The sequence below is a fragment of the Citreimonas salinaria genome, from assembly GCF_900107235.1.
GTDB lineage: Bacteria > Pseudomonadota > Alphaproteobacteria > Rhodobacterales > Rhodobacteraceae > Citreimonas > Citreimonas salinaria.
On the sequence record NZ_FNPF01000005.1, the window covers coordinates 104,203 to 127,012 of the forward strand.

General features: G+C 68.9%; 22 protein-coding genes and 2 tRNA genes. 15 read left to right on the forward strand and 9 right to left on the reverse strand.

The features are described from left to right. Nucleotides 1-42: 42 nt before the first annotated feature. On the reverse strand, nt 43-1,671 hold the full coding sequence (locus BLW27_RS08335; RefSeq protein ID WP_089882121.1) for a L,D-transpeptidase family protein: 1,629 nt from the start codon (nt 1,669-1,671) through the stop codon (nt 43-45). 363 nt (nt 1,672-2,034) lie between these two features. Between BLW27_RS08335 and mepK the strand changes: the two genes are divergently transcribed. Beyond that, the gene (mepK, locus tag BLW27_RS08340) at nt 2,035-2,604 is read left to right on the forward strand and encodes a peptidoglycan L,D-endopeptidase MepK (protein WP_089882123.1); all 570 of its coding nucleotides are present in this window, start codon (nt 2,035-2,037) and stop codon (nt 2,602-2,604) included. A 242-nt stretch (nt 2,605-2,846) separates the two neighbouring features. On the opposite strand, the gene BLW27_RS08345 is transcribed toward mepK, so the two are convergent. After that, nucleotides 2,847-2,923 (reverse strand) — tRNA-Asp (locus BLW27_RS08345). A 32-nt stretch (nt 2,924-2,955) separates the two neighbouring features. Then, nucleotides 2,956-3,032, reverse strand: a tRNA-Asp gene (locus tag BLW27_RS08350). A 252-nt stretch (nt 3,033-3,284) separates the two neighbouring features. Between BLW27_RS08350 and rimK the strand changes: the two genes are divergently transcribed. The 6 genes from rimK to BLW27_RS08380 all read left to right on the forward strand — a co-directional run bounded on the left by rimK (nt 3,285) and on the right by BLW27_RS08380 (nt 9,262). After that, complete coding sequence (gene rimK / locus BLW27_RS08355) at nt 3,285-4,709, forward strand: 30S ribosomal protein S6--L-glutamate ligase (protein ID WP_089882125.1); 1,425 nt, start codon at nt 3,285-3,287, stop codon at nt 4,707-4,709. A gap of 82 nt (nt 4,710-4,791) precedes the next feature. Continuing rightward, complete coding sequence (locus BLW27_RS08360) at nt 4,792-5,154, forward strand: SUF system Fe-S cluster assembly protein (RefSeq protein WP_089882126.1); 363 nt, start codon at nt 4,792-4,794, stop codon at nt 5,152-5,154. A 220-nt stretch (nt 5,155-5,374) separates the two neighbouring features. Then, entirely contained in the window at nt 5,375-6,625 is a 1,251-nt protein-coding gene (locus BLW27_RS08365; protein WP_425429281.1) for a glycerophosphodiester phosphodiesterase family protein, read from the forward strand. A gap of 154 nt (nt 6,626-6,779) precedes the next feature. Then, nucleotides 6,780-7,163, forward strand: a complete 384-nt coding sequence (locus BLW27_RS08370; RefSeq protein ID WP_089882128.1) for a HesB/IscA family protein — start codon at nt 6,780-6,782, stop codon at nt 7,161-7,163. 101 nt (nt 7,164-7,264) lie between these two features. Continuing rightward, nucleotides 7,265-8,002, forward strand: a complete 738-nt coding sequence (tpiA, locus tag BLW27_RS08375) for a triose-phosphate isomerase (RefSeq protein ID WP_089882130.1) — start codon at nt 7,265-7,267, stop codon at nt 8,000-8,002. Between the two features lie 87 nt (nt 8,003-8,089). Continuing rightward, on the forward strand, nt 8,090-9,262 hold the full coding sequence (locus tag BLW27_RS08380) for a cytochrome P450 (protein ID WP_089882498.1): 1,173 nt from the start codon (nt 8,090-8,092) through the stop codon (nt 9,260-9,262). Nucleotides 9,263-9,265: 3 nt separating this feature from the next. Here the strand turns inward: BLW27_RS08380 and BLW27_RS08385 are convergent, their stop codons facing one another. Beyond that, nucleotides 9,266-9,766 carry an Lrp/AsnC family transcriptional regulator gene (locus tag BLW27_RS08385; protein WP_089882132.1) on the reverse strand — a complete coding sequence of 167 codons (501 nt, stop codon included), beginning with the start codon at nt 9,764-9,766 and terminating at the stop codon, nt 9,266-9,268. 103 nt (nt 9,767-9,869) lie between these two features. Between BLW27_RS08385 and cysG the strand changes: the two genes are divergently transcribed. From cysG to infC, 7 genes are all read left to right on the forward strand, one after another. Beyond that, complete coding sequence (cysG, locus tag BLW27_RS08390) at nt 9,870-11,276, forward strand: siroheme synthase CysG (protein WP_089882134.1); 1,407 nt, start codon at nt 9,870-9,872, stop codon at nt 11,274-11,276. Beyond that, complete coding sequence (locus BLW27_RS08395; RefSeq protein ID WP_089882136.1) at nt 11,276-11,578, forward strand: DUF2849 domain-containing protein; 303 nt, start codon at nt 11,276-11,278, stop codon at nt 11,576-11,578. Before cysG ends, BLW27_RS08395 begins: the two co-directional genes overlap by 1 nt. 10 nt (nt 11,579-11,588) lie before the next feature. Further along, nucleotides 11,589-13,262 carry a nitrite/sulfite reductase gene (locus BLW27_RS08400; protein WP_089882138.1) on the forward strand — a complete coding sequence of 558 codons (1,674 nt, stop codon included), beginning with the start codon at nt 11,589-11,591 and terminating at the stop codon, nt 13,260-13,262. Beyond that, a complete protein-coding gene (locus BLW27_RS08405; protein WP_089882141.1) occupies nt 13,252-14,043 on the forward strand; it encodes a phosphoadenylyl-sulfate reductase in 792 nt (263 codons plus the stop codon). Before BLW27_RS08400 ends, BLW27_RS08405 begins: the two co-directional genes overlap by 11 nt. A 22-nt stretch (nt 14,044-14,065) precedes the next feature. Further along, nucleotides 14,066-14,449: a DUF934 domain-containing protein gene (locus tag BLW27_RS08410; RefSeq protein ID WP_089882143.1), complete on the forward strand. Its 384-nt coding sequence runs from the start codon at nt 14,066-14,068 to the stop codon at nt 14,447-14,449. Nucleotides 14,450-14,563: 114 nt separating this feature from the next. Then, complete coding sequence (locus tag BLW27_RS08415; protein WP_089882145.1) at nt 14,564-15,421, forward strand: ferredoxin--NADP reductase; 858 nt, start codon at nt 14,564-14,566, stop codon at nt 15,419-15,421. Nucleotides 15,422-15,462: 41 nt separating this feature from the next. After that, nucleotides 15,463-16,083 carry a translation initiation factor IF-3 gene (gene infC, locus BLW27_RS08420; protein ID WP_425429282.1) on the forward strand — a complete coding sequence of 207 codons (621 nt, stop codon included), beginning with the start codon at nt 15,463-15,465 and terminating at the stop codon, nt 16,081-16,083. 299 nt (nt 16,084-16,382) lie between these two features. Here infC and BLW27_RS08425 read toward each other — a convergent pair whose 3' ends face one another. From BLW27_RS08425 to dksA, 4 genes are all read right to left on the reverse strand, one after another. After that, a complete protein-coding gene (locus tag BLW27_RS08425; RefSeq protein WP_089882146.1) occupies nt 16,383-17,384 on the reverse strand; it encodes a molybdopterin-binding protein in 1,002 nt (333 codons plus the stop codon). After that, on the reverse strand, nt 17,381-18,355 hold the full coding sequence (locus BLW27_RS08430) for an XdhC family protein (protein ID WP_089882148.1): 975 nt from the start codon (nt 18,353-18,355) through the stop codon (nt 17,381-17,383). The genes BLW27_RS08425 and BLW27_RS08430 overlap by 4 nt, the downstream gene beginning before the upstream one ends. Before the next feature lie 38 nt (nt 18,356-18,393). Further along, entirely contained in the window at nt 18,394-19,575 is a 1,182-nt protein-coding gene (locus tag BLW27_RS08435; RefSeq protein ID WP_089882150.1) for an FAD-dependent monooxygenase, read from the reverse strand. 100 nt (nt 19,576-19,675) lie between these two features. Then, nucleotides 19,676-20,098, reverse strand: a complete 423-nt coding sequence (gene dksA / locus BLW27_RS08440) for an RNA polymerase-binding protein DksA (protein ID WP_089882502.1) — start codon at nt 20,096-20,098, stop codon at nt 19,676-19,678. A 164-nt stretch (nt 20,099-20,262) separates the two neighbouring features. Between dksA and BLW27_RS08445 the strand changes: the two genes are divergently transcribed. After that, nucleotides 20,263-21,105 (forward strand): AAA family ATPase, encoded by an 843-nt coding sequence (locus BLW27_RS08445; RefSeq protein ID WP_089882152.1) that lies wholly within the window; start codon nt 20,263-20,265, stop codon nt 21,103-21,105. 1 nt (nt 21,106) lies between these two features. On the opposite strand, the gene BLW27_RS08450 is transcribed toward BLW27_RS08445, so the two are convergent. After that, on the reverse strand, nt 21,107-22,717 hold the full coding sequence (locus BLW27_RS08450; RefSeq protein WP_089882154.1) for an acyl-CoA dehydrogenase family protein: 1,611 nt from the start codon (nt 22,715-22,717) through the stop codon (nt 21,107-21,109). Nucleotides 22,718-22,810: the final 93 nt, after the last annotated feature.

Genomic DNA, 22,810 nt, shown 5'->3' on the forward strand with positions numbered 1-22,810 from the left:
TCCTCCGGAGTGGCGGCGGCCGCGCGGGCCGCGCGCCCCGGTCTAGCCCTGACCGATGCGCAACGCCACCCCGGCATCGGCCAGCGCGCGCCAGATCGCGCCGTCGCGGCCGTAGACGTCCTCGCGGTACTGCACGTTGCCCTTGGCCTGCGTGAAGGCCGTCCGGTAATCCAGATGAACCGGCACGTTCTGTTCGAGCGGCACGGTGGTGTTCCGCCCGGTCTGCAGAATCGACTGGAAGAAGCGCTCGGGGTCTTCCTGCTGCGGGGCCAGCAGCGCGTAGGCGAATTCGTGCGGATCCTGCAGCCGGATGCAGCCGTGGCTGAATGTGCGGGTCGAGCGCGAGAACAGCTGCTTGGCCGGCGTGTCGTGCAGGTAGATGTTGTAGCGGTTGGGGAACATGAACTTCACCGTCCCCAGCGCGTTCTCCGGCCCCGGCTTCTGGCGCATGGAGAAGGGAAAGGTGCGCGAATTGTACCGGGCGAACCCACGCCCCCGGTTCACCACCCGTCCGCTGCTGTCAATCACGTCGAGATGCGAATGCGCGTACGGATTGCGGCGCATCGCCGGCAGGTATTCGTCGACGATGATCGAGCGCGGCACGTACCAGTAGGGATTGATGACCATGTGCTCCATCACATCCGAAAACTCGGGCGATTGACGGTCGCGGTCCTGATGCCCCACGACCGAGCGCGTGCGGAAGGTGGTCTTGCCGTCGTCGATGAGCTGCGCATGGAAGTCAGCGAGGTTGACCACCACGTGCCGATCGCCGCGGCCGCCTTCCAGGTTCAGCCAGCGTTCCCGCTCCATCGCCACGATCACCGATTTCAGCCGCTCCTCGGGGGGCACGTTGATCGCGCTCAGCGTGCTGGGCCCGGCGACGCCGTCGACCTCGAGCCCGTGATCCTGCTGGAACTGACGCACCGCCGTCTCCATGCGCTCGTCGTAGCGCGTGCCCAGATGCGGAGGCAGATAATCCATCGTCACCAGCCGGTCGCGCAGGGCCACCACGGCGTCGCCGCGATCGCCCGCTTCCAGCGCGCGGGCGCGCACCGGCATGCCCCAGCCCCCAAGCGAGATGGTTCGTTCAAGCAGCATCTTGGTGCGCATCAGCCGGGTGTATTCAAGGCTGTCGGGCGCCAGATCGCGCAGCACCTTGCGCGCGTCGCCAGCGTCGATCCGCGCAAGCAGCGCGTCGGCGTCGCGCTCGGGTCGCTCGCGCTTGATGGCGCTGACGACGGCGTTGGGTTCGAGGATGCCCGACTGGATGTCGCGGGCGAAGCGGAGGTAGGTCTCGCTCAGGGCAATCTCGACCGCCGCGCGCTCGTCGGCCGAGCGGGCCGCGGACATCCGCGCCACCAAGCCACTCGCGTCGTAACTGCGCGCCGGAAGGCCATGCGCGTCAGCGTTCGACAACGCGTCAAGCAGCGCCGCACGGCGGGCGCTGTACACCTCGCCCGACCCGGTCCACAGCGGCTCGAAATCGCGCGCGCGGTAGAAGGACGCGACCGCCGGATCACCATTGAGGTTCTCTGCCACCGCCTGCCTGAACGGCGACACCGACAGCGAAAGATCCGACTGCGCAGCGGCCGGCGCGGTGGCTAGAAGTGCGGCCGCCAGCAGGACTGGCCTTGCCAGCCGCCAACGGCCGGTGACGCTGGGATTGATCATGCGCGTGTCCTCTTGTTCCTCTGCCGCAACTCGCCGTCATGCCGGAAGCGTGTCCGGCGGCCCGCGATGTGTCTACATCATTTACGCGCAACGTCCTCAAAGGTTTCGGAAAGTGACGATTGCGTGACGCGAGGAGAGCCTGCCGTGACCATCCATGCCGCGCGGCAACAGCACACCGGCCTTCGCGCCGATTGCGCAGAAATCCGCTTGCGCGGGGAAGTTCCGTCCAAGGCAACCTTTTCCGTTAACCTGATTCGTGCGATACACGCCTTGTCCCAGAGGACAGGGACAGACGGACCCGCAGAGGTTCCAGTGACAGGTAGAACTCACAGGTAAATCCAGCGACCACGGGACAGGCGCTTCATGACAGCAAACTCTTCGACCGGGCTCACCCGGCGCGCGCTTCTTGGCGCGTTCGCGGCGACCACGCTGACCGCGGCCCCGACGTTTTCACACGCGGCAGGCTTTCTGAAAGGCGCAGGCGACATCCGCCGGCTGCGTATGGTGAACCCGCGCAACGGCGAACGGCTCGACATGGTGTACTGGGTGGAAGGGGATTACATCTCCGACGCCCTGACCGAGATCTCTCGCTTCATGCGCGATTGGCGAACCAACGACGTCAAGGCCATCGACGCGCGGACGATCGACATCATGGCGGCCTCGCACAACCTTCTGGATGTATCCGAGCCCTATGCCCTGATCTCGGGCTACCGCAGCCCGAAGACCAACAACATGCTGCGCAGCCAGTCGGGCGGCGTGGCCAAGAACTCGCGCCACCTTCGCGGCGAAGCGGCAGACCTGCGTCTGCATTCGCGCAGCGTCTCGCAGATGGCGCGCGCGGCGGCGGCCTGCCGGGCCGGCGGCGTCGGCCGGTACAGCGGCTCGAACTTCGTGCACATGGATTGCGGTCCCGTGCGCAGCTGGGGTTCGTGACACGATCATCCGGCGACACTTCCATACCGATCGAAGCGCCCCTCGCGGGCGCTTCTTTCGTTAAGAACACCGTCAACACGCTGGGGTTCCGCAGGTCACGCAAGAAAATGCCTTGGTCGAGGTTAATGCCTGCCGGACGGCAATCGGGCGCGTGCCCGGCGGCCGCATTGCACAACGTCATCCATGACGGCAACCCCCCGGCAGGGCGTCGTCCGAACGATGATCGGGATCGGGGACGAAAATGGCGCGGTTGACGGGGCTCGAACCCGCGACCCCCGGCGTGACAGGCCGGTACTCTAACCAACTGAGCTACAACCGCGCATTTCGGCGACGGCGTGACGCGGTGGGTGATGGCGCGGTTGACGGGGCTCGAACCCGCGACCCCCGGCGTGACAGGCCGGTACTCTAACCAACTGAGCTACAACCGCCCAAACCCGGGCGCGTCACCCGGCGTGTGGGGCTTCTATGATCCGCACCCTGCCCCGTCAAGCGCTTTTCAGGCGCCCCGGTGCAGGAATTTTGCGACCTTGCGGAATGCGCGGCCAAGGCGGCGAAACCGGCGCGATCGGATGCGCGGATACCGGACCTGGCCGGCTGACCTTGCAACCCTCCGTCGCGTCCCCGACTTGTGACCCCGGCGCGTGCTTGATACCGCTGGGACCCTATTCTGGAGAGACCGCATGAACGAGATCAGCGACAACGCCCCGCCCCTGCTGCGGTTCGGCTGGGAGGAATGGGTCGCGCTGCCTGACCTCGGGCTGCCGGCGCTCAAGGCGAAGGTCGACACCGGCGCGCGCACCTCGGCGCTGCACGCCTTCGACATCGAGACCTTCGGCCCCGCCAACGCCCCCAAGGTGCGCTTCACCGTGCACCCCGTGCCGGGGCGCGAGGATCTGGTGATTCCGTGCTCGGCCCGCGTGATCGACCGCCGCAACGTCACCTCGTCCAACGGCGAGACGGAATCGCGCTACGTCATCGCCTCGTCGCTGCGTGTGGGCGACGAAAGCTGGCGGATCGAGATGACGCTGACCAACCGCGACCGGATGGCGTCGCGCATGCTGCTGGGGCGCGAGGCGCTGAAGGACCACATCACCATCGTCGCCACCGACCGGTTCCAGCAGCCGAAGCTCAGCTACGACGTCTATACCAGCGCGGGCTTGCGCAAGACGGCGCCGAACCGGTCGCTGCGGATCGCAGTGCTGAGCCGCGAGGACAATTATTCCACGCGCAGGCTAGTCGAGGAAGGCGAGGCGCGCGGCCACAGCGTCGAGGTGATCGACACCACGCGCTGCTACATGGCGATCAACGCGCTGAGCCCCGAGGTGCACTACGACGGCAAGCGCCTGCCCCGCTACGACGCGGTGATTCCGCGCATCGGCGCGTCGATCACCAGCTACGGCACCGCCGTGATCCGCCAGTTCGAGACGATCGGCACCTTCTGCCTGAACGGATCGGACGGCATCACTGCCTCGCGCGACAAGCTTTACGCGCACCAGCTGATGGCGCGGCACCGGATCGGCATGCCGAACACCGCCTTCGCGGCCAGCCCCAAGGACACCGACAGCCTGATGCGGCTGGTCGGCACGGCGCCGCTGATCGTCAAGCTGCTGGAATCGACCCAGGGCAAGGGCGTGGTGTTGGCCGAGACCAAGAAGGCCGCGCAATCCGTGATCGACGCGTTCCGGGGCCTCAAGGCGAACTTCCTGGTGCAGGACTTCGTCAAGGAAGCCGCCGGAGAGGACATCCGCTGCCTCGTCGTGGGCGGCAAGGTCGTCGCCTCGATGAAGCGCACCGGGGCCGAGGGCGATTTCCGCTCCAACCTGCACCGTGGCGGGTCCGCGAAGGTGGTGCGCATCACCCGCGAGGAACGCGAGACCGCCCTGCGCGCCGCCAAGGCGTTCAAGCTTGGCATCGCCGGGGTCGACCTGCTGCGGTCGGAGACCGGGCCTAAGGTGCTGGAGGTGAATTCCTCTCCCGGGCTGGAAGGCATCGAGACCGCGACCAAGAAGAACATCGCGGGGCTTGTCATGGACCATATCGAGGCCCGCGTGCGCCCTGCCCCGGTGCGGTCGCGTCAGGGCATGCGCGAGGGAAGCGAGGACTAGGTGTCGCAGGCCGCGCGCTCTTTACCCGGACGCCGGCATTTCCTATATAAACGCTAAGGCTTGCATCAACGAGGATCGTCCAGTGACAGACCAGAGCCCGAAGATCGAAGGCGCGCCGCTGATCGCCCCCTCGAGCACCGACCATCCGCTCTACGATCAGGTGGTCGAGGCCTGCCGCACGGTTTACGACCCCGAGATCCCGGTGAACATCTACGACCTCGGCCTGGTCTACACGATCGAGATCAGCGACGAGAACGCCGTCAACGTCACCATGACGCTGACCGCGCCCGGCTGCCCCGTCGCCGGCGAGATGCCCGGTTGGCTGGCCGAGGCGATCGAGCCACTGCCCGGGGTCAAGCAAGTCGACGTCGAAATCACCTGGGACCCGCCTTGGGGCATGGACATGATGACCGACGAGGCGCGCCTGGAACTGGGTTTCATGTAGAACGCGCCCACACGTTGATCGGCAGCGATACCGGCCGGCCCTTAGGGGTCGGCCGTTTGCGTTTCGGCAACCGGCGTCCGGCGGTGCTCCGCCGATGCACCGGCCGAGTCGGCCGCCTCGTCACTAAACCTTCGCGTGCGCGTCAACTTTGCGTTACCATTCCTTCAACGCCCGGTCACAGGGCGGCTGCATCACGATGCCACTCAACTGGAGGTCCACTATGAACAAATTCTGCATGACGGCCATCTGCGCGCTGGCCGCCGCTCCTGCCTTTGCCGAAAGCCACATGGCGTCCGACGCCATGGCAAAGGCCGGCCTCACCTATGGCGTCCGTCCCGCGTACCTGGTCTCGAAGATGGAGGACGGCCCGCTGAAGGACGAACTGGCCGCCTGCCTCGGCAATACGCCGGAGCGGTCGGCCTTCTCCATCGGTCACCGCGGCGCGCCGCTGATGTTCCCCGAGCATACCGCGGAATCCAACATGGCTGCCGCCTCGATGGGCGCGGGCATCCTGGAATGCGACGTGACCTTCACGGCCGACAAGGAACTGGTCTGCCGCCACGCGCAGAACGACCTGCACACCACGACGAACATCGTGGTGACCGACCTGGCGGAGAATTGCACCACGCCGTTCACGCCCGCCAGCGGCGACACGGATGCGTCGGCCGAATGCCGCACGTCCGACCTGACGCTGGCCGAGTTCCGCACGCTCGAGCCGAAGATGGACGCGTCCGATGCGTCGGCCACCACGGCCGAGGAATACCTGGGCGGCACGGCAGACTGGCGTACCGACCTCTACGCCAACGATGCGACGCTGCTGACCCACGCCGAATCGATTGCGCTGTTCGACAGCCTGGGCGCCGACTTCACCCCCGAGCTTAAGTCGCCTTCGGTCGAGATGCCCTTCGACGGGTTCAGCCAGGAAGACTACGCCCAGAAGATGATCGACGAGTACAAGGACGCCGGCATCGACCCGTCGCGCGTATGGCCGCAAAGCTTCAACCTCGACGACGTGCTCTACTGGATCGAGAACGAGCCCGAATTCGGTGCGCAGGCCGTTTATCTCGACGATCGCTACGAGGCTTCCGACGAAGACGAGGGCGCGATCGACCCGATGGACGCCTCGACCTTCAAGCCGACGATGCAGGAATTGGCCGACATGGGCGTCAATTACATCGCGCCGCCGCTCTGGATGCTGATCACGCTGAACGATGCGGGCGAGATGGTGCCGTCGGTCTATGCCGAGCAGGCGCAGGAAGCGGGCCTCGAGATCATCACCTGGACGCTGGAGCGTTCGGGTCCGCTCGCGTCGGGCGGAGGCTGGTACTTCCAGTCGGTGAGCGACGCGATCGACACTGACGGCGACTACTTCGAGGTTCTCGACGTTCTGGCGCAGGACGTGGGCGTCGCGGGCGTGTTCTCGGACTGGCCGGCGACGACCACCTTCTACGCCAACTGCAAGGGCCTGTAAGGCCTGCGCGACCGGGTCCGCGGACCCGCCGCCAGATCGTTGGGGCCGGCCTTTTGCGCCGGCCCCTTTTCGTTCGGCCGCGCCGCTTGTGCCCCCCGCCCGTTGTCTTGAGCGGTCCGAACCCCTAGATTGTTCCCAAAGCAAGGAGACAGCGATGTTCGGCATTCCCGGCAAGCAGGCGGTCACAATGACGCCCCAGGCGGTGGCCCAGATCCGCAAGCTGATGGAGCGGGACGGCCGCCACGGCCTGCGCATCGGCGTCAAGAAGGGCGGCTGTGCGGGCATGGAATACACCATGGACTACGTGGACGAGCCCGAGCCCGCCGACGAGGTCGTGGAACAGGACGGCGCGCGCGTGCTGATCGCGCCGATGGCGCAGATGTTCCTGTTTGGAACCGAGATCGACTACGAGACCAGCCTGCTGGAATCCGCGTTCAAGTTCCGCAACCCGAACGTGGCCGATGCCTGCGGCTGCGGCGAGTCGATCAAGTTCAAGGACGTGGAAGAGCTTCAGACCGAGCGCGAAACGCAAGGCTGACCCCACCACGCCAACTGCGGGACCTTCGGGCGCCGCAACCCGTCTTGACCTCCGGGCGCTGCCGTCGATGATGGGCGCAAATCACGGGTTATGGGGATTTCATGCGACGCAAGCTGGCAGCCGGCAACTGGAAGATGAACGGATCGCGTGCGGCGCTGGCCGAGCTCGAGGCCCTGGGTTCGCCAAGCGGAGCGGCCGAAGTGCTGATCTGTCCGCCCGCCACGCTGCTCGCTCAGGCCGCGGGCCGCGTCGAGGGCATCGCGATCGGCGGCCAGGACTGCCACGCCGCCGAGAAGGGCGCGCATACCGGCGACATCTCGGCCGCGATGCTGGTCGATGCGGGCGCGAGCCACGTCATCCTGGGCCATTCCGAGCGACGCGCCGACCACGGCGAATCCGATGCCGACGTCCGCGCCAAGACCGAAGCTGCCTGGGGCGCCGGCCTGGTCGCGATCGTCTGCGTAGGCGAGACGCTGGCGCAGCGCGAGGACGGCAGCACGCTGGATGTTATCGGTGCGCAGATCGACGGCTCGGTTCCCGACGGTGCGACGGCCGCCAACACCGTCATCGCGTATGAACCCGTCTGGGCCATCGGCACCGGCAAGGTGCCCACGAACGACCAGATCGCCGAGGTCCACGACGCCCTGCGCGCGCGCCTCCAGACGCGTTTCGGCGCCGAGGCCGACGGGATTCGGCTGCTCTACGGCGGCTCGGTCAAGGGCTCGAACGCGGCCGAGATCTTCGCGGTGTCCAACGTGGACGGTGCGCTGGTGGGTGGCGCGTCGCTGAAGGCCGCCGATTTCGGACCAATCATCCAGGCTCTGAACGCGGCCTCCTGACTGGGCCGACGACGAGGGGCCCTGCCCCCATCTCTGCGGCCCCCGCAAACCCCAAAAGTAGAAGACGGGCACGTTGCGCGCATGACCCTGCCACGCTTTTCCCAAAGCCCGACCGACGACGGGTTCATCCAGAACCCGTACCCGTTCTATGACCGGATGCGCGCCGCCGGCGATCTCGTCTGGTGGGACGACTACGCCCTGCCCTGCGCGACCACCCACGCGGCGGTCCACGCGCTGCTGCGCGATCGCCGCTTCGGCCGCGAGGTGCCGCCCGAGCACGCCGCACCGACGCCCGCGCATTGCGCCGCCTTCTACGCGATCGAGACGCATTCGATGCTCGAACTCGAACCGCCGCGGCACACGCGCCTGCGCGGGCTGGTGCTTCGGGCCTTCACCTCGCGCCGGATCAAGGCGCTGGCGCCCGAGATCGACGCGTTGTGCCACCGCCTGATCGACGACTTCCCCGTCGGCGATTTCGACTTGCTGGACGCCTATTGCCGACCGGTGCCGGTGATCGTAATCTGCCGCCTGCTGGGTGTCCCCGCGTCGATGGCGCCGCAGCTGCTGCGCTGGTCGGCGGCGATGGTGGCGATGTACCAGGCGCGCCGCGACCGCGCGGTCGAGGATGCCGCCAACGCCGCCGCACGGGACTTCGCCGACTTTCTGCGCGGCTATGTCGAGCAGCGCCGCCGCACCCCCGCCGACGACCTGATTACCGACTTGATCGCCGCCGAGGAGGACGGCGCGCGATTGTCCACGGACGAGCTGATCGCCACCTGCGTGCTGCTGCTGAACGCCGGGCACGAGGCGACCGTGCACAGCCTGGGCAACGGCGTGAAGGCGCTGCTGGAGCATGGCGTGACGCCGACCGAAGCCGACGCCGCCGACGTGACCGACGAGATCCTGCGCTTCGACCCGCCGCTGCATATGTTCACGCGCTACGCCTACGAGGAGGTCGAGCTGTTCGGCCACCGCTTTGCGCGCGGCGACCAGTTCGCCCTGCTTCTGGGTGCCGCGGCGCGCGACCCGGCCCTGCGCGCGGACCCCGCCGCCTTCGATCCGTCGCGTGCGGTCTCGAACCACGTGGCCTTCGGCGGCGGACTGCACTTCTGCGTCGGAGCGCCGCTGGCGCGACTCGAGATGCAGGTGGCGCTGCCGATCCTGTTCGCGCGCTGCCCGGGCCTTCGTCTTGCCGAAGCACCGCGATACGCAGACCTCTTCCATTTCCACGGTCTGGAACGGTTGATCGTGCAGGCCTGATCGTCAGAGCGGCAGCGCGGTCGTCTCCTTGATCTGCTCCATCGACAGCAGCGCGGTGACGTTGTGCACCTTCACCTCTGAGATCAGCGCCTGGTAGAAGGCGTCGTAGGCGCGCGCGTTCTTCACCCGGACCTTGAGGATGTAGTCGATGTCGCCCGCCAGACGGTGCGCCTCCTGCACCTCGGGGCGGGCCTGCAGGGCATGCAGGAAGCGACGCTGCCAGTCGGCCTCGTGCTCCGACGTGCGGATCAGCACGAAGAACGTCGCCTCGAAACCCAGCGCCTCGGCGTCCAGCACGACCGTCTGCGCGCCGATGATCCCCGCCTCGCGCATCTTGCGGATCCGGTTCCAGACCGGGGTCTTGGACGACCCCACCGCCTTGGCGATCTCGTCCAGCGACTGGGCGGCATCGCGTTGCAGTTCGGACAGTATCTTGCGGTCGGTGGCGTCGATCTTCACGGCGTTTCCCCCTTCTGGCACATCGGCGAATGCCGGTCCTGACATGACACCCAACGTAGAACGCATGTCCTTTATCGTGCCACCCACTGGCGCCGAGGCGGGAAAATTTCCTATGTCTATGGCCAGAAACCCACAGCCGGAGTCGCAGATGCAGCACTTTCCGATCTTCGTGGCGCTTGCCGGGCGCCGGGTCGTCCTGTCGGGCGGCGGCGAGGCCGCGCTGGCCAAGCTGCGCCTGCTGCTGAAGACCGAGGCGCACCTGACCGTGTTCGCCCCCGAGGCCGATGCGCAGATCGAAGCCTGGCACGAGGCCGGTCGCCTGCGGCTGGTCCGCCGCGCGATGGGCCCTGGCGACGCGCTGTGCGCCGTGCTGTTCTACGCCGCCGACGAGGACCCGGCCGAGGACGCGCGCACCGTCGCGCTGGCCCGCGCGGACGGCGCGCTGACCAACATCGTCGACAATCTGGGCGACAGCCAGTTCATCACCCCCGCCATCGTCGACCGCGACCCGGTCACCGTGGCAATCGGCACCGAGGGCGCCGCCCCCGTGCTGGCCCGCGCGATCAAGGCCGATCTCGAGGCGCGCCTGCCCGTCACGCTGGGCCCGCTGGCGCGCATCGGCAAGGCATTCCGCCGCATGGCCGAGGCGCTGCCGATGGGTCGCGCGCGCCGCGACTTCTGGTCCGACTACTATTTCGACGCCGGCCCCCGCGCCATCGCCGAGGGCGAGGATGCCGCGCACGAGGCGCTGGACAGGCTGCTGGACCGCCACCTGGCACGCCGGGACGAGCCCGGGGAGGTCGCCTTCGTCGGCGCGGGCCCGGGCGATCCGGAACTGCTGACGCTCAAGGCGCGCCGTGCGCTGGACAAGGCCGACGTGGTGATCCACGACCGGCTGGTCGGCCCCGCGATCCTCGAACTGGCGCGTCGCGAGGCGCTGCTGGTCGATGCCGGCAAGACCGGCTTCGGCCCGTCCATGAGCCAGGCCGAGATCGACGCGCTGATCGTCGAGCACGCGAACGCCGGCGCCAAGGTCGTGCGCCTGAAGGGCGGCGACCCGGTCGTCTTCGCGCGGCTGGACGAGGAGATCGCCGCCGTGGACGCGGCCGGCATCGACTGGCACGTCATCCCCGGCATCACCGCCGCCTCGGCCAGCGCCGCCGCGATTGGGCAAAGCCTGACCAAGCGCGGGCGCAACGACGACGTGCGCTTCATGACCGGTCACGACGTCAAGGGCCTGGCCGAGCACGACTGGCGCGCCATCGCCCGTACCGGCGAGGTCACCGCGCTTTACATGGGCAAGCGCGCCGCCCGCTTCGTCCAGGGCCGGTTGCTGATGCACGGCGCCGATCCCGACACGCCGGTCACGGTGGTCGAGAACGCCTCGCTGCCCGCGCAGCGCATCGTCGAGGCGACCATCGGCACCCTGCCAGACCGCGTCGCCGCGGCCGAACTGACCGGCCCCGCGCTGATGCTGCTGGGCCTCGCCCCCCGCGCCGGCCGGCCGATCGCCCTGAACCCCGACGCATTCCTCGCAGAACAGGAGGCTCTTTGATGGCCCGTCCCTTCACGCCCAAGGTGGTCACCGGCAACGCCCTGCTCGAGGGCGACGTGATCTACCTGACCGAGGATGACACCTGGACCCGCGACCTGTCGCAGGCCGAGGTCCTGACCGACGAGGCGCATGCGCAGGTCCGCCTGCTCGAAGCGCAGGGCCGCCCGTCCGAGATCGTCGGCGCCTATCTGGCCGACGTCCGTCTGGATGACGACGGCCCCGAACCAGCGCATTTCCGCGAGGCGTTCCGCCGCACCGGACCCTCCAACTACTTTCACGGCAAACAGGCCGAACGGGCCTGACGGAGATCTCATGTACCGCTACGACGATTTCGACGCGGCCTTCGTCGCCGAACGCAACGCGCAGTTCCGCCAGCAGGTGGCGCGCCGCATCGACGGCTCGCTGACCGAGGACGAGTTCAAGCCGCTGCGCCTGATGAACGGGCTCTACCTGCAACTGCACGCCTACATGCTGCGTGTGGCGATCCCCTACGGCACGCTGCGCAGCGCGCAGATGCGCCAGCTGGCCTACATCGCCGAGCGCTGGGACAAGGGCTATGGCCACTTCACCACGCGGCAGAACATCCAGTACAACTGGCCGACGCTGGCCGACGTGCCTGACATGCTCGACGCGCTGGCCGAGGTCGAGATGCACGCCATCCAGACCAGTGGCAACACGATCCGCAACGTGACCGCCGACCATTTCGCCGGCGCCGCTGCCGACGAGATCGCCGATCCGCGCCCCGTGGCCGAGATGATCCGGCAATGGTCGACCGACCACCCGGAATTCCAGTTCCTGCCTCGCAAGTTCAAGATCGCCATCACCGGCTCGCCCAACGACCGCGCGGTGACGAAGGCCCATGACATCGGCCTGCGCATGGTCGAGCAGGACGGACAGCCCGGATTCGAGGTCATCGTGGGCGGCGGCCTTGGCCGCACGCCGATGATCGGCAAGGTCATCCGCGACTTCCTCCCGCGCGAGGACCTGCTGCCCTATCTCGAGGCGATCGTCTCGGTCTGGAACCTGCTGGGCCGCCGCGACAACAAGTTCAAGGCACGCATCAAGATCACCGTGCACGAACACGGCATCGACGCGATCCGCGAGCTGGTCGAGGCGCGATTCAACGAGCTGCGTCCCGCGTTCACCGGCGAGGACCAGGAGATTCTGGCGCAGATCGAGGCCGCCTTCGCGCCGCCCATCTTCGAGGACCGTCCCGCAGACACGTTCGACGCGGCCTACCACACGGACCCGGTGTTCCGCGCCTGGGTCGACAGCAACGTGTCCGAACACCGCGCGCCCGGCTACGCCATCGCGCAGATCAGCCTCAAGGCGCACGGCGCCACGCCGGGCGACGCCTCGGCCGAGCAGATGCGCGTCATGGCGGATTTGGCCGAACGCTACGGCCACGACCAGCTGCGCATCAGCCACGAACAGAACGTCGTGCTGCCGCATGTCCACCGCGCGGACCTGCCGGCGGTGCACGCGGCACTGAAGGCGCACGGGCTGGCCACGGCCAATATCGGCAAGATCAGCGACATCATCGCCTGCCCCGGCATGGATTACTGTGCGCTTGCCACCGCGCGCTCGATCCCGATCGCGCAGCAGATCGCCACGCGGTTCGAGGACCTCAAGACCGAGCACGAGATCGGCGACCTGAAGATCAAGATCTCGGGCTGCATCAACGCCTGCGGACACCACCACGTCGGCCATATCGGCATCCTCGGCCTCGACCGCGCGGGTGTCGAGAACTACCAGATCACGCTGGGCGGCGATCACACGGAAACCGCGGCACTGGGCCAGCGCACCGGCCCCGGCTTTTCCGCGGACGAGATCGTGCCCGCCATCGAGAGGATCGTTGATGCCTACCTCGACAATCGCGAAAGCGACGACGAACGCTTCATCGACACGTTCCGGCGCCTCGGAATGGAGCCCTTCAAGCACGCCCTCTACGACGAGACCGGAAAGGCCCGGGCCGATGCGGCCTGACCTTCATTCTGGCGAAAATGCTCCCGCCGGAGGCTCCACCACCGGCGACCCGGAGCAGGCGGCGGAAAAGCGCGCGCACGTGGATGCGCTCAACGCGCGCTTCCGCCACCACGGCGCAACGGCGGTGCTGCGCGCGGTGCTGAAGGACCGTGTCGCCGGCGACATCGCCATGGTGTCCAGCTTCGGCGCCGAATCCGTCGCCCTGCTGCACCTGGTGGCGATGGTGGACCGCACCACGCCGGTGCTGTTCCTCGACACGGCGATGCTGTTTCCCGAAACGCTGGTCTACCAGCAGGACGTGGCCGAAAAGCTGGGCCTGCGCGACGTGCGGGTGCTGCGCGCCGACGCAGACATTGTCGCGAAGCGCGACCCCTACGGCGCGCTGCACCTCAGCGACCCCGACGCCTGCTGCGCGCTGCGCAAGACCGCGCCGCTCGAGGACGCGCTGTCGGGCTTCGACGGCTGGATCACCGGCCGCAAGCGCTATCAAAGCCGCGGGCGCGCGATGCTCGAGTTCTTCGAGTACGAAGAGGCGACCGGCCGCATCAAGGTCAACCCGCTGGTGCACTGGGCGCCCGGCGACGTGCGCACCTACATGGAGGAAAACCGCCTGCCCCGGCATCCGCTGGTGACGCAGGGGTATCCCTCGATCGGCTGCCGTCCCTGCACCGACCGCGTGGCCGAGGGCGAGGACCCCCGCGCCGGCCGCTGGCGTGGCCAGGGCAAGGACGAATGCGGCATCCACTTCGTCGACGGCCGCGCCACGCGCGGCGCATCCTGACCCGACACTCAAGGAGCCCCCAATGACCGTCATCGTGACCGACACGGGCTTTGCCCCCGACCAGTGGGAGGGCGAGATCCGCGACTTGCCATCGGATACAGACCCCGCCACCCTGACCGCGATTCCGAACGAGTCGCTGGTGCGCATCGCGTTCCCGTCCTCGGCCGACGGGCGCGGCTTCACGCTGGCCCGCCTGCTGCGGCTGCGCGGTTTCACCGGCCGGCTGCGCGCCGCGGGGCACGTGATCGCCGACCAGTACGCGATGGCGCGCCGCGCGGGCTTCGACGAGGTCGAGATCGACGAGGCGCTGGCCGCCCGGCAGCCCGAGGACCAGTGGCAGTTCCGCGCCGACTGGCGCGCGCACGACTACCAGGCGCGGCTGGGGGCCCGGAGACGGCCCGCCTAGACGCCCGAATCGAGGCAGTGCAGACCGGCGCGCGCTTTCGCCCGTGCCCCGGTTTCGCCTGACACAGATCAACGCTAGAACAGGGACGCCGTGGCATGACCACGGCGCAGAACCATGACAGAGATGACGCCCGTGACGAACGCCGAAGCCCAGCAGACCGCGCCGAAGACCCGCGCCATGCCCGACGCCCAGACCGTTACCGCGGTGACGCACTGGACCGACCGGCTGTTTTCCTTCCGCGTGACGCGGCCCGCTACGCTGCGCTTCCGGTCGGGCGAGTTCGTGATGATCGGCCTGATGCAGGAAGACCCGAAGACCGGCCGCGAAAAGCCGCTTCTGCGCGCCTATTCGATCGCCTCGCCCTCGTGGGACGACGAGCTGGAATTCTACTCGATCAAGGTACCCGACGGCCCGCTGACCTCGCGCCTGCAGCACATCGCGGTCGGGGACGAGATCATCCTGCGGCCGAAGCCCGTGGGGACGCTGGTGCACGACGCGCTGCTTCCGGGCAAGAGGCTGTGGCTCTTCGCCACCGGCACCGGCATCGCCCCCTTCGCCAGCCTGCTGCGCGACCCGCAGACCTTTGAGGATTACGACGAGGTCATCCTGACCCACACCTGCCGCGAGGTGGGCGAACTGGCCTACGGGCGCGACCTGATCGACCACATCCGCAGCGACGAGATGCTGGCCGAGCTGATGGGCGAGGGCTTCCACGAGAAGCTGCGCTACTACCCGACCACCACGCGCGAAGAGAGCGCGAAGATGGGCCGGATCACCGACCTGATGCGCTCGGGCGAGGCCTTCGCCGATCTGGGCGTCGAGGCCCCGCGCTCCGAGACCGACCGCGCGATGATCTGCGGCAACCTCGCCTTCAACCTGGAGCTGAAGGCCATGCTCGAGGAATACGGGCTCGAGGAAGGTGCGAATTCCGACCCGAAGCACTACGTGGTCGAGAAGGCGTTCCTAGACTGATCCCCGCGCGCGCGGCCGCTTCGGCAGGCCGCGCGCCCGATTTGGCGCTTGAATCGCGACCGGCCCAAGTTTACGTTGCGCTTCTGCAAGGACAGACACCACAACGGAGCAAACCCATAGCCCGCAGACCCCACAACGCGCCCCCCACGCGCGACACCGGCCCCCGCGTCAACGACCGCATCCGGGCCCCGGAAATCCGTCTCATCGGCGCCGAAGGCGAGAACGTCGGCGTCGTGACGCCCGCTCGCGGCATGGAACTGGCTGAACAGGCCGGGCTCGACCTGGTCGAGATCTCGCCCAACGCCAATCCGCCGGTCTGCAAGATCATGGATTTCGGCAAGTTCAAGTACGAACAGCAGAAGCGCGAATCCGAAGCCCGCAAGAAGCAGAAGACCATCGAGGTCAAAGAGGTCAAGTTCCGCCCCGGCACGGACACGCACGACTACGACGTCAAGATGCGCAACGTGCTGCGGTTCCTCGAGGCCGGCGACAAGGTGAAGATCACGCTGCGCTTCCGCGGCCGCGAGATGGCGCACCAGGACCTGGGTCGCGACCTGCTCGAACGCGTGGCCGAGGACGTGAAGGAACACGGCAAGATCGAGAACATGCCGAAGATGGAGGGCCGGCAGATGATCATGATGATCGGCCCCGTCACCAAATGAACCGTTGACCGGATAGCCGCACTTTTGCGGACCGACACGAACCAAAGGCTTGCGCCGTCGCGCAGGCCTTTTTTCTTGGGCAGCCGGAGTGGTCCGCATCCGGCAGCGCGCGCTGTGCCGCACCTGCGACAGGAACCGGCCTGCACGACCTGTCCCGGCCGCGTGGCGCAGACGGATTCATCCGCTCGGCTCACTCTGCTGCACGGCAGGCACGATCTGCGACGCTCCGGCCTGCGACTGACGCCCGGTCGGATCACGCCGTTCCGGCGGCACATCGTGCTGGATGCGACAGGCGGGCCTCAGGCCTCGCGCAGTCGGCCGCGCTGGGGGATCTCCTTCAGCAGGCCGCCCACGCCCATCGCGGCAATGTCGGCGGGTGTGACGGTCACGCCGCAGATCAGCCGCTCCATCACCCAATCGGCACCGTTCAGCGCGGGCGACCGCGCGCAGCCCGGCAGGCCGATCACCGGCCGACCGTCGCCCATCGCGCCGAAGAACAGCAGGTTGCCGGGATCGACCGGCATGCCGAAATGCGCCACGGTTCCCCCGGCGCGGCGCACCGCCTCGGGCGCCGTGTCGCGCGCATCCGACGTGGCCGACCCGGTTAGGATCAGCAGCAGTTCGGCATCGCTCGCCGCCAGCGCCTCGCTCAGCGGACGGGTCGCGTGCGGCACCACGCAGGGCGCGTCCAGCGCCACGCCCAGCCGGTCGAGCCGTTCGCGGGTCACCCGGTCGCCCTTGCCGCCGGTCTCCGACCCGTCGACGCTGGTCTGGATCAGCGCGGCGCGGCGCAGGACGGGCGCGCGCAGCCGCAGCGCACCCGAGGCTGGAGCCGCGGCGCAGGCGGCGTCCAGCGCGGCCTCGGGCACCGCGTAGGCGATGACCTTGACGGTGGCGACCATGCCCCGCGCCGCCGTGCGGGCATAGGGCCGCACCGTGGCGACGGTGATCATCGGATCGACCGCGTTGACCGCGGCGATCGTGGCGGGGTCGATCTCGACCAGCCCCGGCCCTTCCGCGTGCAGGTTGACCCGGCCGGTCGCGGCGCGGCCCAGCGTCAGGCCGGCCTCTTCGGGGTCGGGCACCAGCGCGCGCGCCAGCCGCGCGGCGGCGGCGTCCTCGGCCACGTCGCCCGGCTCCAGCACGGCGGCGGTGACGCTTTCATGCCCCGCCGCGCGCAGCCGTGCGATGTCCCCTGCCTCCAGCGCGGTGCCCTTGCGCAGCCGCCCGTCGGGCAGCGCCACCGAATGCGCCAGGATCGCGCCCTGCGCGGCGTCCAGCGCGATGTCGCCGAACTTCATGCGCCGCGCCGCAGCACGCGGGTCATCTGCGCGATGACCGACACGGCGATCTCGGCCGGCGACGCGGCGCCAAGATCAAGCCCCACCGGCGCATGGATGCGCGCGATCTGGGTTTCGGAGAACCCGGCCTCGGTCAGCCGCGCAACGCGCTTGGCATGCGTCCGTGTCGATCCCAGCGCACCGATGTAGAAGCAATCGGACGCCAGCGCCCGGTGCAGCGCGGGATCGTCCAGCTTGGGATCGTGCGTCAGCAGCACCAGTGCCGTGCGCGTGTCGGGCGCCAGCGCGTCCAGCGCCTCGTCCGGCCAGTCGTGCAGCAGCCGCGTGTCCGGGAATCGTTCGGGAGAGGCGAAGGCCTCGCGCGGATCGACGATCACCGGGTCGTATCCGGCGATCCGCGCCATCGGCAGCAGCGCCTGCGCGATGTGCACGCCGCCCACCACGATCAGCCGCAGCGGCGGGTTGTGGATCGCGACGAAGGTGCGCGGCGCATCCTCATCGAAACCCGAACGGTCGAGGCGGAATCGCTCGACGTGTCCGGACTCGTCCAGCCGTCGCGCCGCGGTTTCCAGGTCGGCGACATACGCCACCGGGCGCCGCTCGGCCCGCGCCGCGACCAGGTCGCGCAGCAGGGGTTCCGGAATCGCGCTGCCCACCGGCTCGACCAGCACACTGATCGTGCCGCCGCAGGCCAGCCCCACGGCGAACGCGTCGTCGTCGCTCACGCCGAATTCCAGCTCGCGCGCCTTGCCGTCCTCCAGAGCCTCGAGCGCCTCGACGATCACCGCGCCCTCGACGCAGCCGCCCGAGACGGAGCCCTCGATCGCGCCCTCGCCCGAGATCGCCAGTTGCGCGCCCACACGGCGCGGGGCCGAGCCCCAGGTCTGCGTGACCGTCGCCAGAACCGCCCCCTGCCCGGCCTCGTGCCAGCGCAGCGCAGTTTCCGGTATGCCGTCGAAATCCTCGCTCATGCGATCGCCTCCTCCTAGCACGCGGCGTCGCCGCCGCGTCAGACCTGCCGCGTCACGTCATGCGCGTAAAGCCAGTCAAACCCCCGCACCATCCGCTCCGGCGCCGCGCGGCCCAGCAGTCCCATCGCCAGGTGTGCCGAGCGGCGGATCAGCGGGTTGCGCAGGTGGTACTTCCACGCGTTCCCCTCGGCGGCCGCGATGACGCGCTCCACCCGCTTGCGCCGTAACGTCTGGTAGCGGGCAAGCGCCGCGTCCGTCCCGGCCTCGTCGCGCGCGTCCAAGCAGACCGCCAGCACCCAGGCATCCTCCAGGGCCATGTTCGCGCCCTGCGCGAGGAAGGGCAAGGTCGGATGCGCCGCGTCGCCCAGCAGCGCCACGCCCGGCCCGTGCCAGCGCCGCGCGACCTTGTGCCGGTGCAGGCCCCAGAGGCCGACGCTCTCGACCGCGTTCAGCATCGCCGGCACGTCTCCGCCGAAGGCCGAGAAGGCCGCCCGCAGGGCATCCGGATCGTCCTCGTGGTCCCAGCCTTCTTCGGTCCAGGCGGCGCGTTCCTCGACCGCGACGAGGTTGATCGCCGCGCCGCCCCGCAGCGGGTAGCTGACGATGTGGCGACCCGGCCCCATGTGCACGCGGGCCTCGGGCGGATGGTCGATATCGTTGTCGATGACGGCGCGCCACGCCACCTGCCCGGTGAAGCGCGCCTTCTCCGCCCCCTCCAGCGCCGGCCGCAGGATCGAGCGCACGCCGTCGGCGCCGATCACCAGCCCGGCCTCGGCCGTCGCGCCGCCTGCCAGCCGCAGGCCAACCGGCCGGCCCGGCGTCACGGCATGGACCCGACGGCCCAGCCTTATCTCGACCCCGGCCTCGTGCGCGGCGGTGGCAAGTACCGCGATCAGGTCGGCGCGGTGCACGAAGCGGTAATCCTGCCCCGGTGCGAGGCGCGACAGGTCGAGCCGGACGACCTCGCGCCCCGCGGCATGGTCGCGCAGGCTGACCGCGCGCGCCTTGGGCGCCCCGGCGCGCACCTCGTCGCCCAGCCCGAGCGCGTCCAGCACCCTCAGGCCATTGGGACTGATCTGGATGCCCGCGCCCACCTCGGCGATCTCGCGCGACTGTTCCAGCACGCGCACACGCGCGCCGCGCCGCGCCAGCGCCAGCGCGCAGGCCAGCCCGCCGATCCCGGCGCCCAGCACCGTCACCGCCCGGCCCGCGACACTCATGCCCGGACCGCCGACGCGAAAACGCCGGGGCGAAAACCCCGGCGCGAATGTTTGATTGCAGCTCTCATGGCGCGGTCGTCCAAAGCCCGGTCGTCACGCCTCAATCGTCGCGATGGACCTTTTCGCGGCGCTCGTGCCGTTCCTGCGCCTCGAGGCTCATGGTCGCGATCGGCCGCGCATCCAGCCGCTTGAGGCTGATCGGCTCGCCGGTCACCTCGCAATAGCCGTATTCGCCCTCCTCGATGCGGCGCAGGGCCGAGTCGATCTTGGCGACCAGCTTGCGCTGGCGGTCGCGGGTGCGCAGTTCGATCGCGCGATCGGTCTCCTCGCTCGCGCGGTCGGTGACGTCGGGGATGTTGCGCGTGGCCTGCTGCAATCCCTCGATCGTGTCGCGGCTGTCGGCCAGAAGGTCGGATTTCCATGCCAGAAGCTTGCGCCGGAAGTATTCCAGCTGCTTTTCGTTCATGAAAGGTTCGTCCTCGGCCGGCCGGTAATCGTCAGGCAGGAAACTCTCGGGCTTCATCTTGATCCCCTCGTCAACGCCAATATCCGACATGGTATTTTCCCTAGATATCTGGCACCCCTGCGGGCAGCACTTAACCGAAGCCCCGACCGATGTCACTACACTTTGCCGCGGCAATGTGGCGAAAAGGGGGCAGGTCCGTAACGCTTCGTGAAGGGGACGCCATGCGCTTCGAAGGCACCGACGCCTACATCGCCACCGAGGATCTCACCATGGCCGTGAACGCCGCGGTGACGCTCGAACGCCCGCTGCTGGTCAAGGGCGAGCCCGGCACCGGCAAGACCGAACTGGCCCGCCAGGTGGCTGACGCGCTGGGCCTGCCGATGCTCGAATGGTCGATCAAGTCGACCACGAAGGCGCAGCAGGGTCTCTACGAATACGACGCGGTTTCGCGCCTGCGCGACAGCCAGCTGGGCGACGAACGGGTGCACGACGTGGCCAACTACATCCGCCGCGGCAAGCTGTGGCAGGCCTTCGACGCCGACGGCAAGGTGGTGCTGCTGATCGACGAGATCGACAAGGCCGACATCGAGTTCCCCAACGACCTTCTGCAGGAACTCGACCGGATGGAGTTCCACGTCTACGAGACCGGAGAGACGATCCGCGCGCGCCACCGCCCCATCGTGATCATCACCTCGAACAACGAGAAGGAACTGCCCGACGCCTTCCTGCGCCGCTGCTTCTTCCACTACATCCGCTTCCCGGACGCGGACACGCTGCGCCGCATCGTCGCCGTTCACCATCCCGGCATCAAGCCCGCGCTGCTCAACACGGCGTTGGAACAGTTCTTCGAGATCCGCGAACAGCCCGGCCTCAAGAAGAAACCGTCCACTTCCGAGGTGCTCGACTGGCTGAAACTCCTGCTGGCCGAGGATCTCGCCCCCGAGGATCTCGAGCGCGACGGCGCCAGTGCCCTGCCAAAACTGCACGGCGCGCTGCTGAAGAACGAACAGGACGTGCACCTGTTCGAGCGCCTGGCCTTCATGGCCCGCCGGCAGGGCCGATAGTCTATCCCGCCGCCATCCGGTCCAGAACGACGCCCACCTCGCGCGCGGCCGTGGCGCCCGGCACCCGCCCGCCTTCGCCGGCGGCGCGCGTGACCGCGTAGGCGTCGGAAACCGCCGCCGGCGCCCGGCGCAGCAGCACCGACGCCGTCAGCAGCGTCGCCGCCCGTTCGCAGAACCAGCGCCCCTCGGCCTCGGAGGGCAGGCCCGGCCACCGCGCGGCGAAATCCGCCAGCGCCGCGTCGTAGTGCCGGTTCTCGCCGCGTGCCGCCGCCAGTTCCGCGCGCAACGCCTCGCCCGCCTCGGGAACGCGCGCCAGCGTGCGCAGGATGTCCAGGCAGATCACGTTGCCCGAGCCCTCCCAGATGCCGTTCAGCGGCGCCTCGCGGTAGAGCATCGGCAGGGGCGTGTCGTCGACGTAGCCCATGCCGCCCAGCACCTCCATCGCCTCGGCCACCACGACCGGGCAGCGCTTGTTCGACAGGAACTTCGCCAGCGCCACGCCGATCCGGGCAAAAGCCGTCTGCGCCGGGTCGTCGAAGGCCTGCGCCACGCGCATCCCCAGCGCCAGCGCGCCCTCGCGGTCCAGCGCCAGGTCCGCCAGCACCGCGCGCATCAGCGGCTGGTCGATCAGGCGCTTCTGGAACGTGCGCCGCCCGGCGCACCAGTGATGCGCCTCGATCAGCGCGGCCTGCATCAGCCCCGCAGGCGCCATCGCCGTGTCCAGCCGGGTGTGGTGCACCATCGCCAGGATCGTACGCACCCCCTGCCCGTCCTCGCCCAGCAGGTAGGCCTCGGCGCCGTGATACGTGATCTCGGCCGAGGCATTGGCCCGGTTCCCGAGTTTCGCCTTCAGCCGCTCGATCACGATGCCGTTGCGCCCGTCCTCGAGCCAGCGCGGCACCAGGAAGCACGACAGCCCGGCCCCGGTCTGCGCCAGCGTCAGGAAGGCGTCGGACATGGGCGCCGAGCAGAACCACTTGTGTCCCGTCAGCCGCCATGCGCCGTCGGCTGGCTCGGCCCGCGTCGCGTTCGCCCGTACGTCAGAGCCGCCCTGCTTCTCGGTCATCGCCATGCCGATCGTGACGCCCGCCTTGGCGGCCACGGGCGCCACCGCCGGATCGTAGGCGCGGCTCATCGCCTTGTCGCGGAATGCGGCCGCGGGGCCTGTCGCACCCGCCAGCGCGGGGATCGCGGCGTAGGTCATCGTCATCGGGCAGCAATGGCCCGCCTCGCGCTGGCTGGCCATGTAGACCATCGCGGCATGGGTCGCGTGGCCGCCTGCCGCCCCCTCCCACGGCAGCGCGGCGTAACCCGCCGCCAGCCCTGTGCGCATCAGCGCGTGGTATCCGGGGTCGAAGCGCACCTCGTCCAGCCGCCGCCCCGCGCGGTCGAAGGCCAGGTGCTGCGGTGGATTGGCCTCGGCCGCGCGACCGGCCTCGGCCAGTTCCGGCGACGCCAGCGCCGCGCCGTATTCCGCCAGCGGCCCCGCCTGCCCGCCCGCCGCATCCACCGCCTCGCGCAGCGCCACGTCGCCGGCCCATGCGTCGCGCAGCGGCGGCGGGCCGGGCTGGTTGGTGACCTCGTGGGTGTCGAATCTGTCCTGCGGTCGCATGGCGTGGCCCTCCCACGCCCAGCCTAGCGCAGCCGCGCGCTGCATCGCATCTGCGACGTGGCGACAGAAGCGTGGCGAAGGAACCGTGGCCGG

Excerpts from the sequence above, each read along its gene's own strand:
- BLW27_RS08365 (WP_425429281.1), top strand. The coding sequence starts at position 5,375 with ATGAACAAATTCTGCATGACGGCCATCTGCGCGCTGGCCGCCGCTCCT.
- BLW27_RS08445 (WP_089882152.1), top strand. The coding sequence starts at position 20,263 with ATGCGCTTCGAAGGCACCGACGCCTACATCGCCACCGAGGATCTCACC.
- BLW27_RS08415 (WP_089882145.1), top strand. The coding sequence starts at position 14,564 with ATGACAGAGATGACGCCCGTGACGAACGCCGAAGCCCAGCAGACCGCG.
- BLW27_RS08370 (WP_089882128.1), top strand. The coding sequence starts at position 6,780 with ATGTTCGGCATTCCCGGCAAGCAGGCGGTCACAATGACGCCCCAGGCG.
- rimK (WP_089882125.1), top strand. The coding sequence starts at position 3,285 with ATGAACGAGATCAGCGACAACGCCCCGCCCCTGCTGCGGTTCGGCTGG.
- BLW27_RS08410 (WP_089882143.1), top strand. The coding sequence starts at position 14,066 with ATGACCGTCATCGTGACCGACACGGGCTTTGCCCCCGACCAGTGGGAG.
- tpiA (WP_089882130.1), top strand. The coding sequence starts at position 7,265 with ATGCGACGCAAGCTGGCAGCCGGCAACTGGAAGATGAACGGATCGCGT.
- BLW27_RS08430 (WP_089882148.1), bottom strand. The coding sequence starts at position 18,355 with ATGAGCGAGGATTTCGACGGCATACCGGAAACTGCGCTGCGCTGGCAC.
- BLW27_RS08405 (WP_089882141.1), top strand. The coding sequence starts at position 13,252 with ATGCGGCCTGACCTTCATTCTGGCGAAAATGCTCCCGCCGGAGGCTCC.
- BLW27_RS08335 (WP_089882121.1), bottom strand. The coding sequence starts at position 1,671 with ATGATCAATCCCAGCGTCACCGGCCGTTGGCGGCTGGCAAGGCCAGTC.
- cysG (WP_089882134.1), top strand. The coding sequence starts at position 9,870 with ATGCAGCACTTTCCGATCTTCGTGGCGCTTGCCGGGCGCCGGGTCGTC.
- BLW27_RS08435 (WP_089882150.1), bottom strand. The coding sequence starts at position 19,575 with ATGAGTGTCGCGGGCCGGGCGGTGACGGTGCTGGGCGCCGGGATCGGC.
- dksA (WP_089882502.1), bottom strand. The coding sequence starts at position 20,098 with ATGAAGCCCGAGAGTTTCCTGCCTGACGATTACCGGCCGGCCGAGGAC.
- BLW27_RS08450 (WP_089882154.1), bottom strand. The coding sequence starts at position 22,717 with ATGCGACCGCAGGACAGATTCGACACCCACGAGGTCACCAACCAGCCC.
- BLW27_RS08400 (WP_089882138.1), top strand. The coding sequence starts at position 11,589 with ATGTACCGCTACGACGATTTCGACGCGGCCTTCGTCGCCGAACGCAAC.
- mepK (WP_089882123.1), top strand. The coding sequence starts at position 2,035 with ATGACAGCAAACTCTTCGACCGGGCTCACCCGGCGCGCGCTTCTTGGC.
- BLW27_RS08425 (WP_089882146.1), bottom strand. The coding sequence starts at position 17,384 with ATGAAGTTCGGCGACATCGCGCTGGACGCCGCGCAGGGCGCGATCCTG.
- BLW27_RS08395 (WP_089882136.1), top strand. The coding sequence starts at position 11,276 with ATGGCCCGTCCCTTCACGCCCAAGGTGGTCACCGGCAACGCCCTGCTC.
- BLW27_RS08385 (WP_089882132.1), bottom strand. The coding sequence starts at position 9,766 with ATGTCAGGACCGGCATTCGCCGATGTGCCAGAAGGGGGAAACGCCGTG.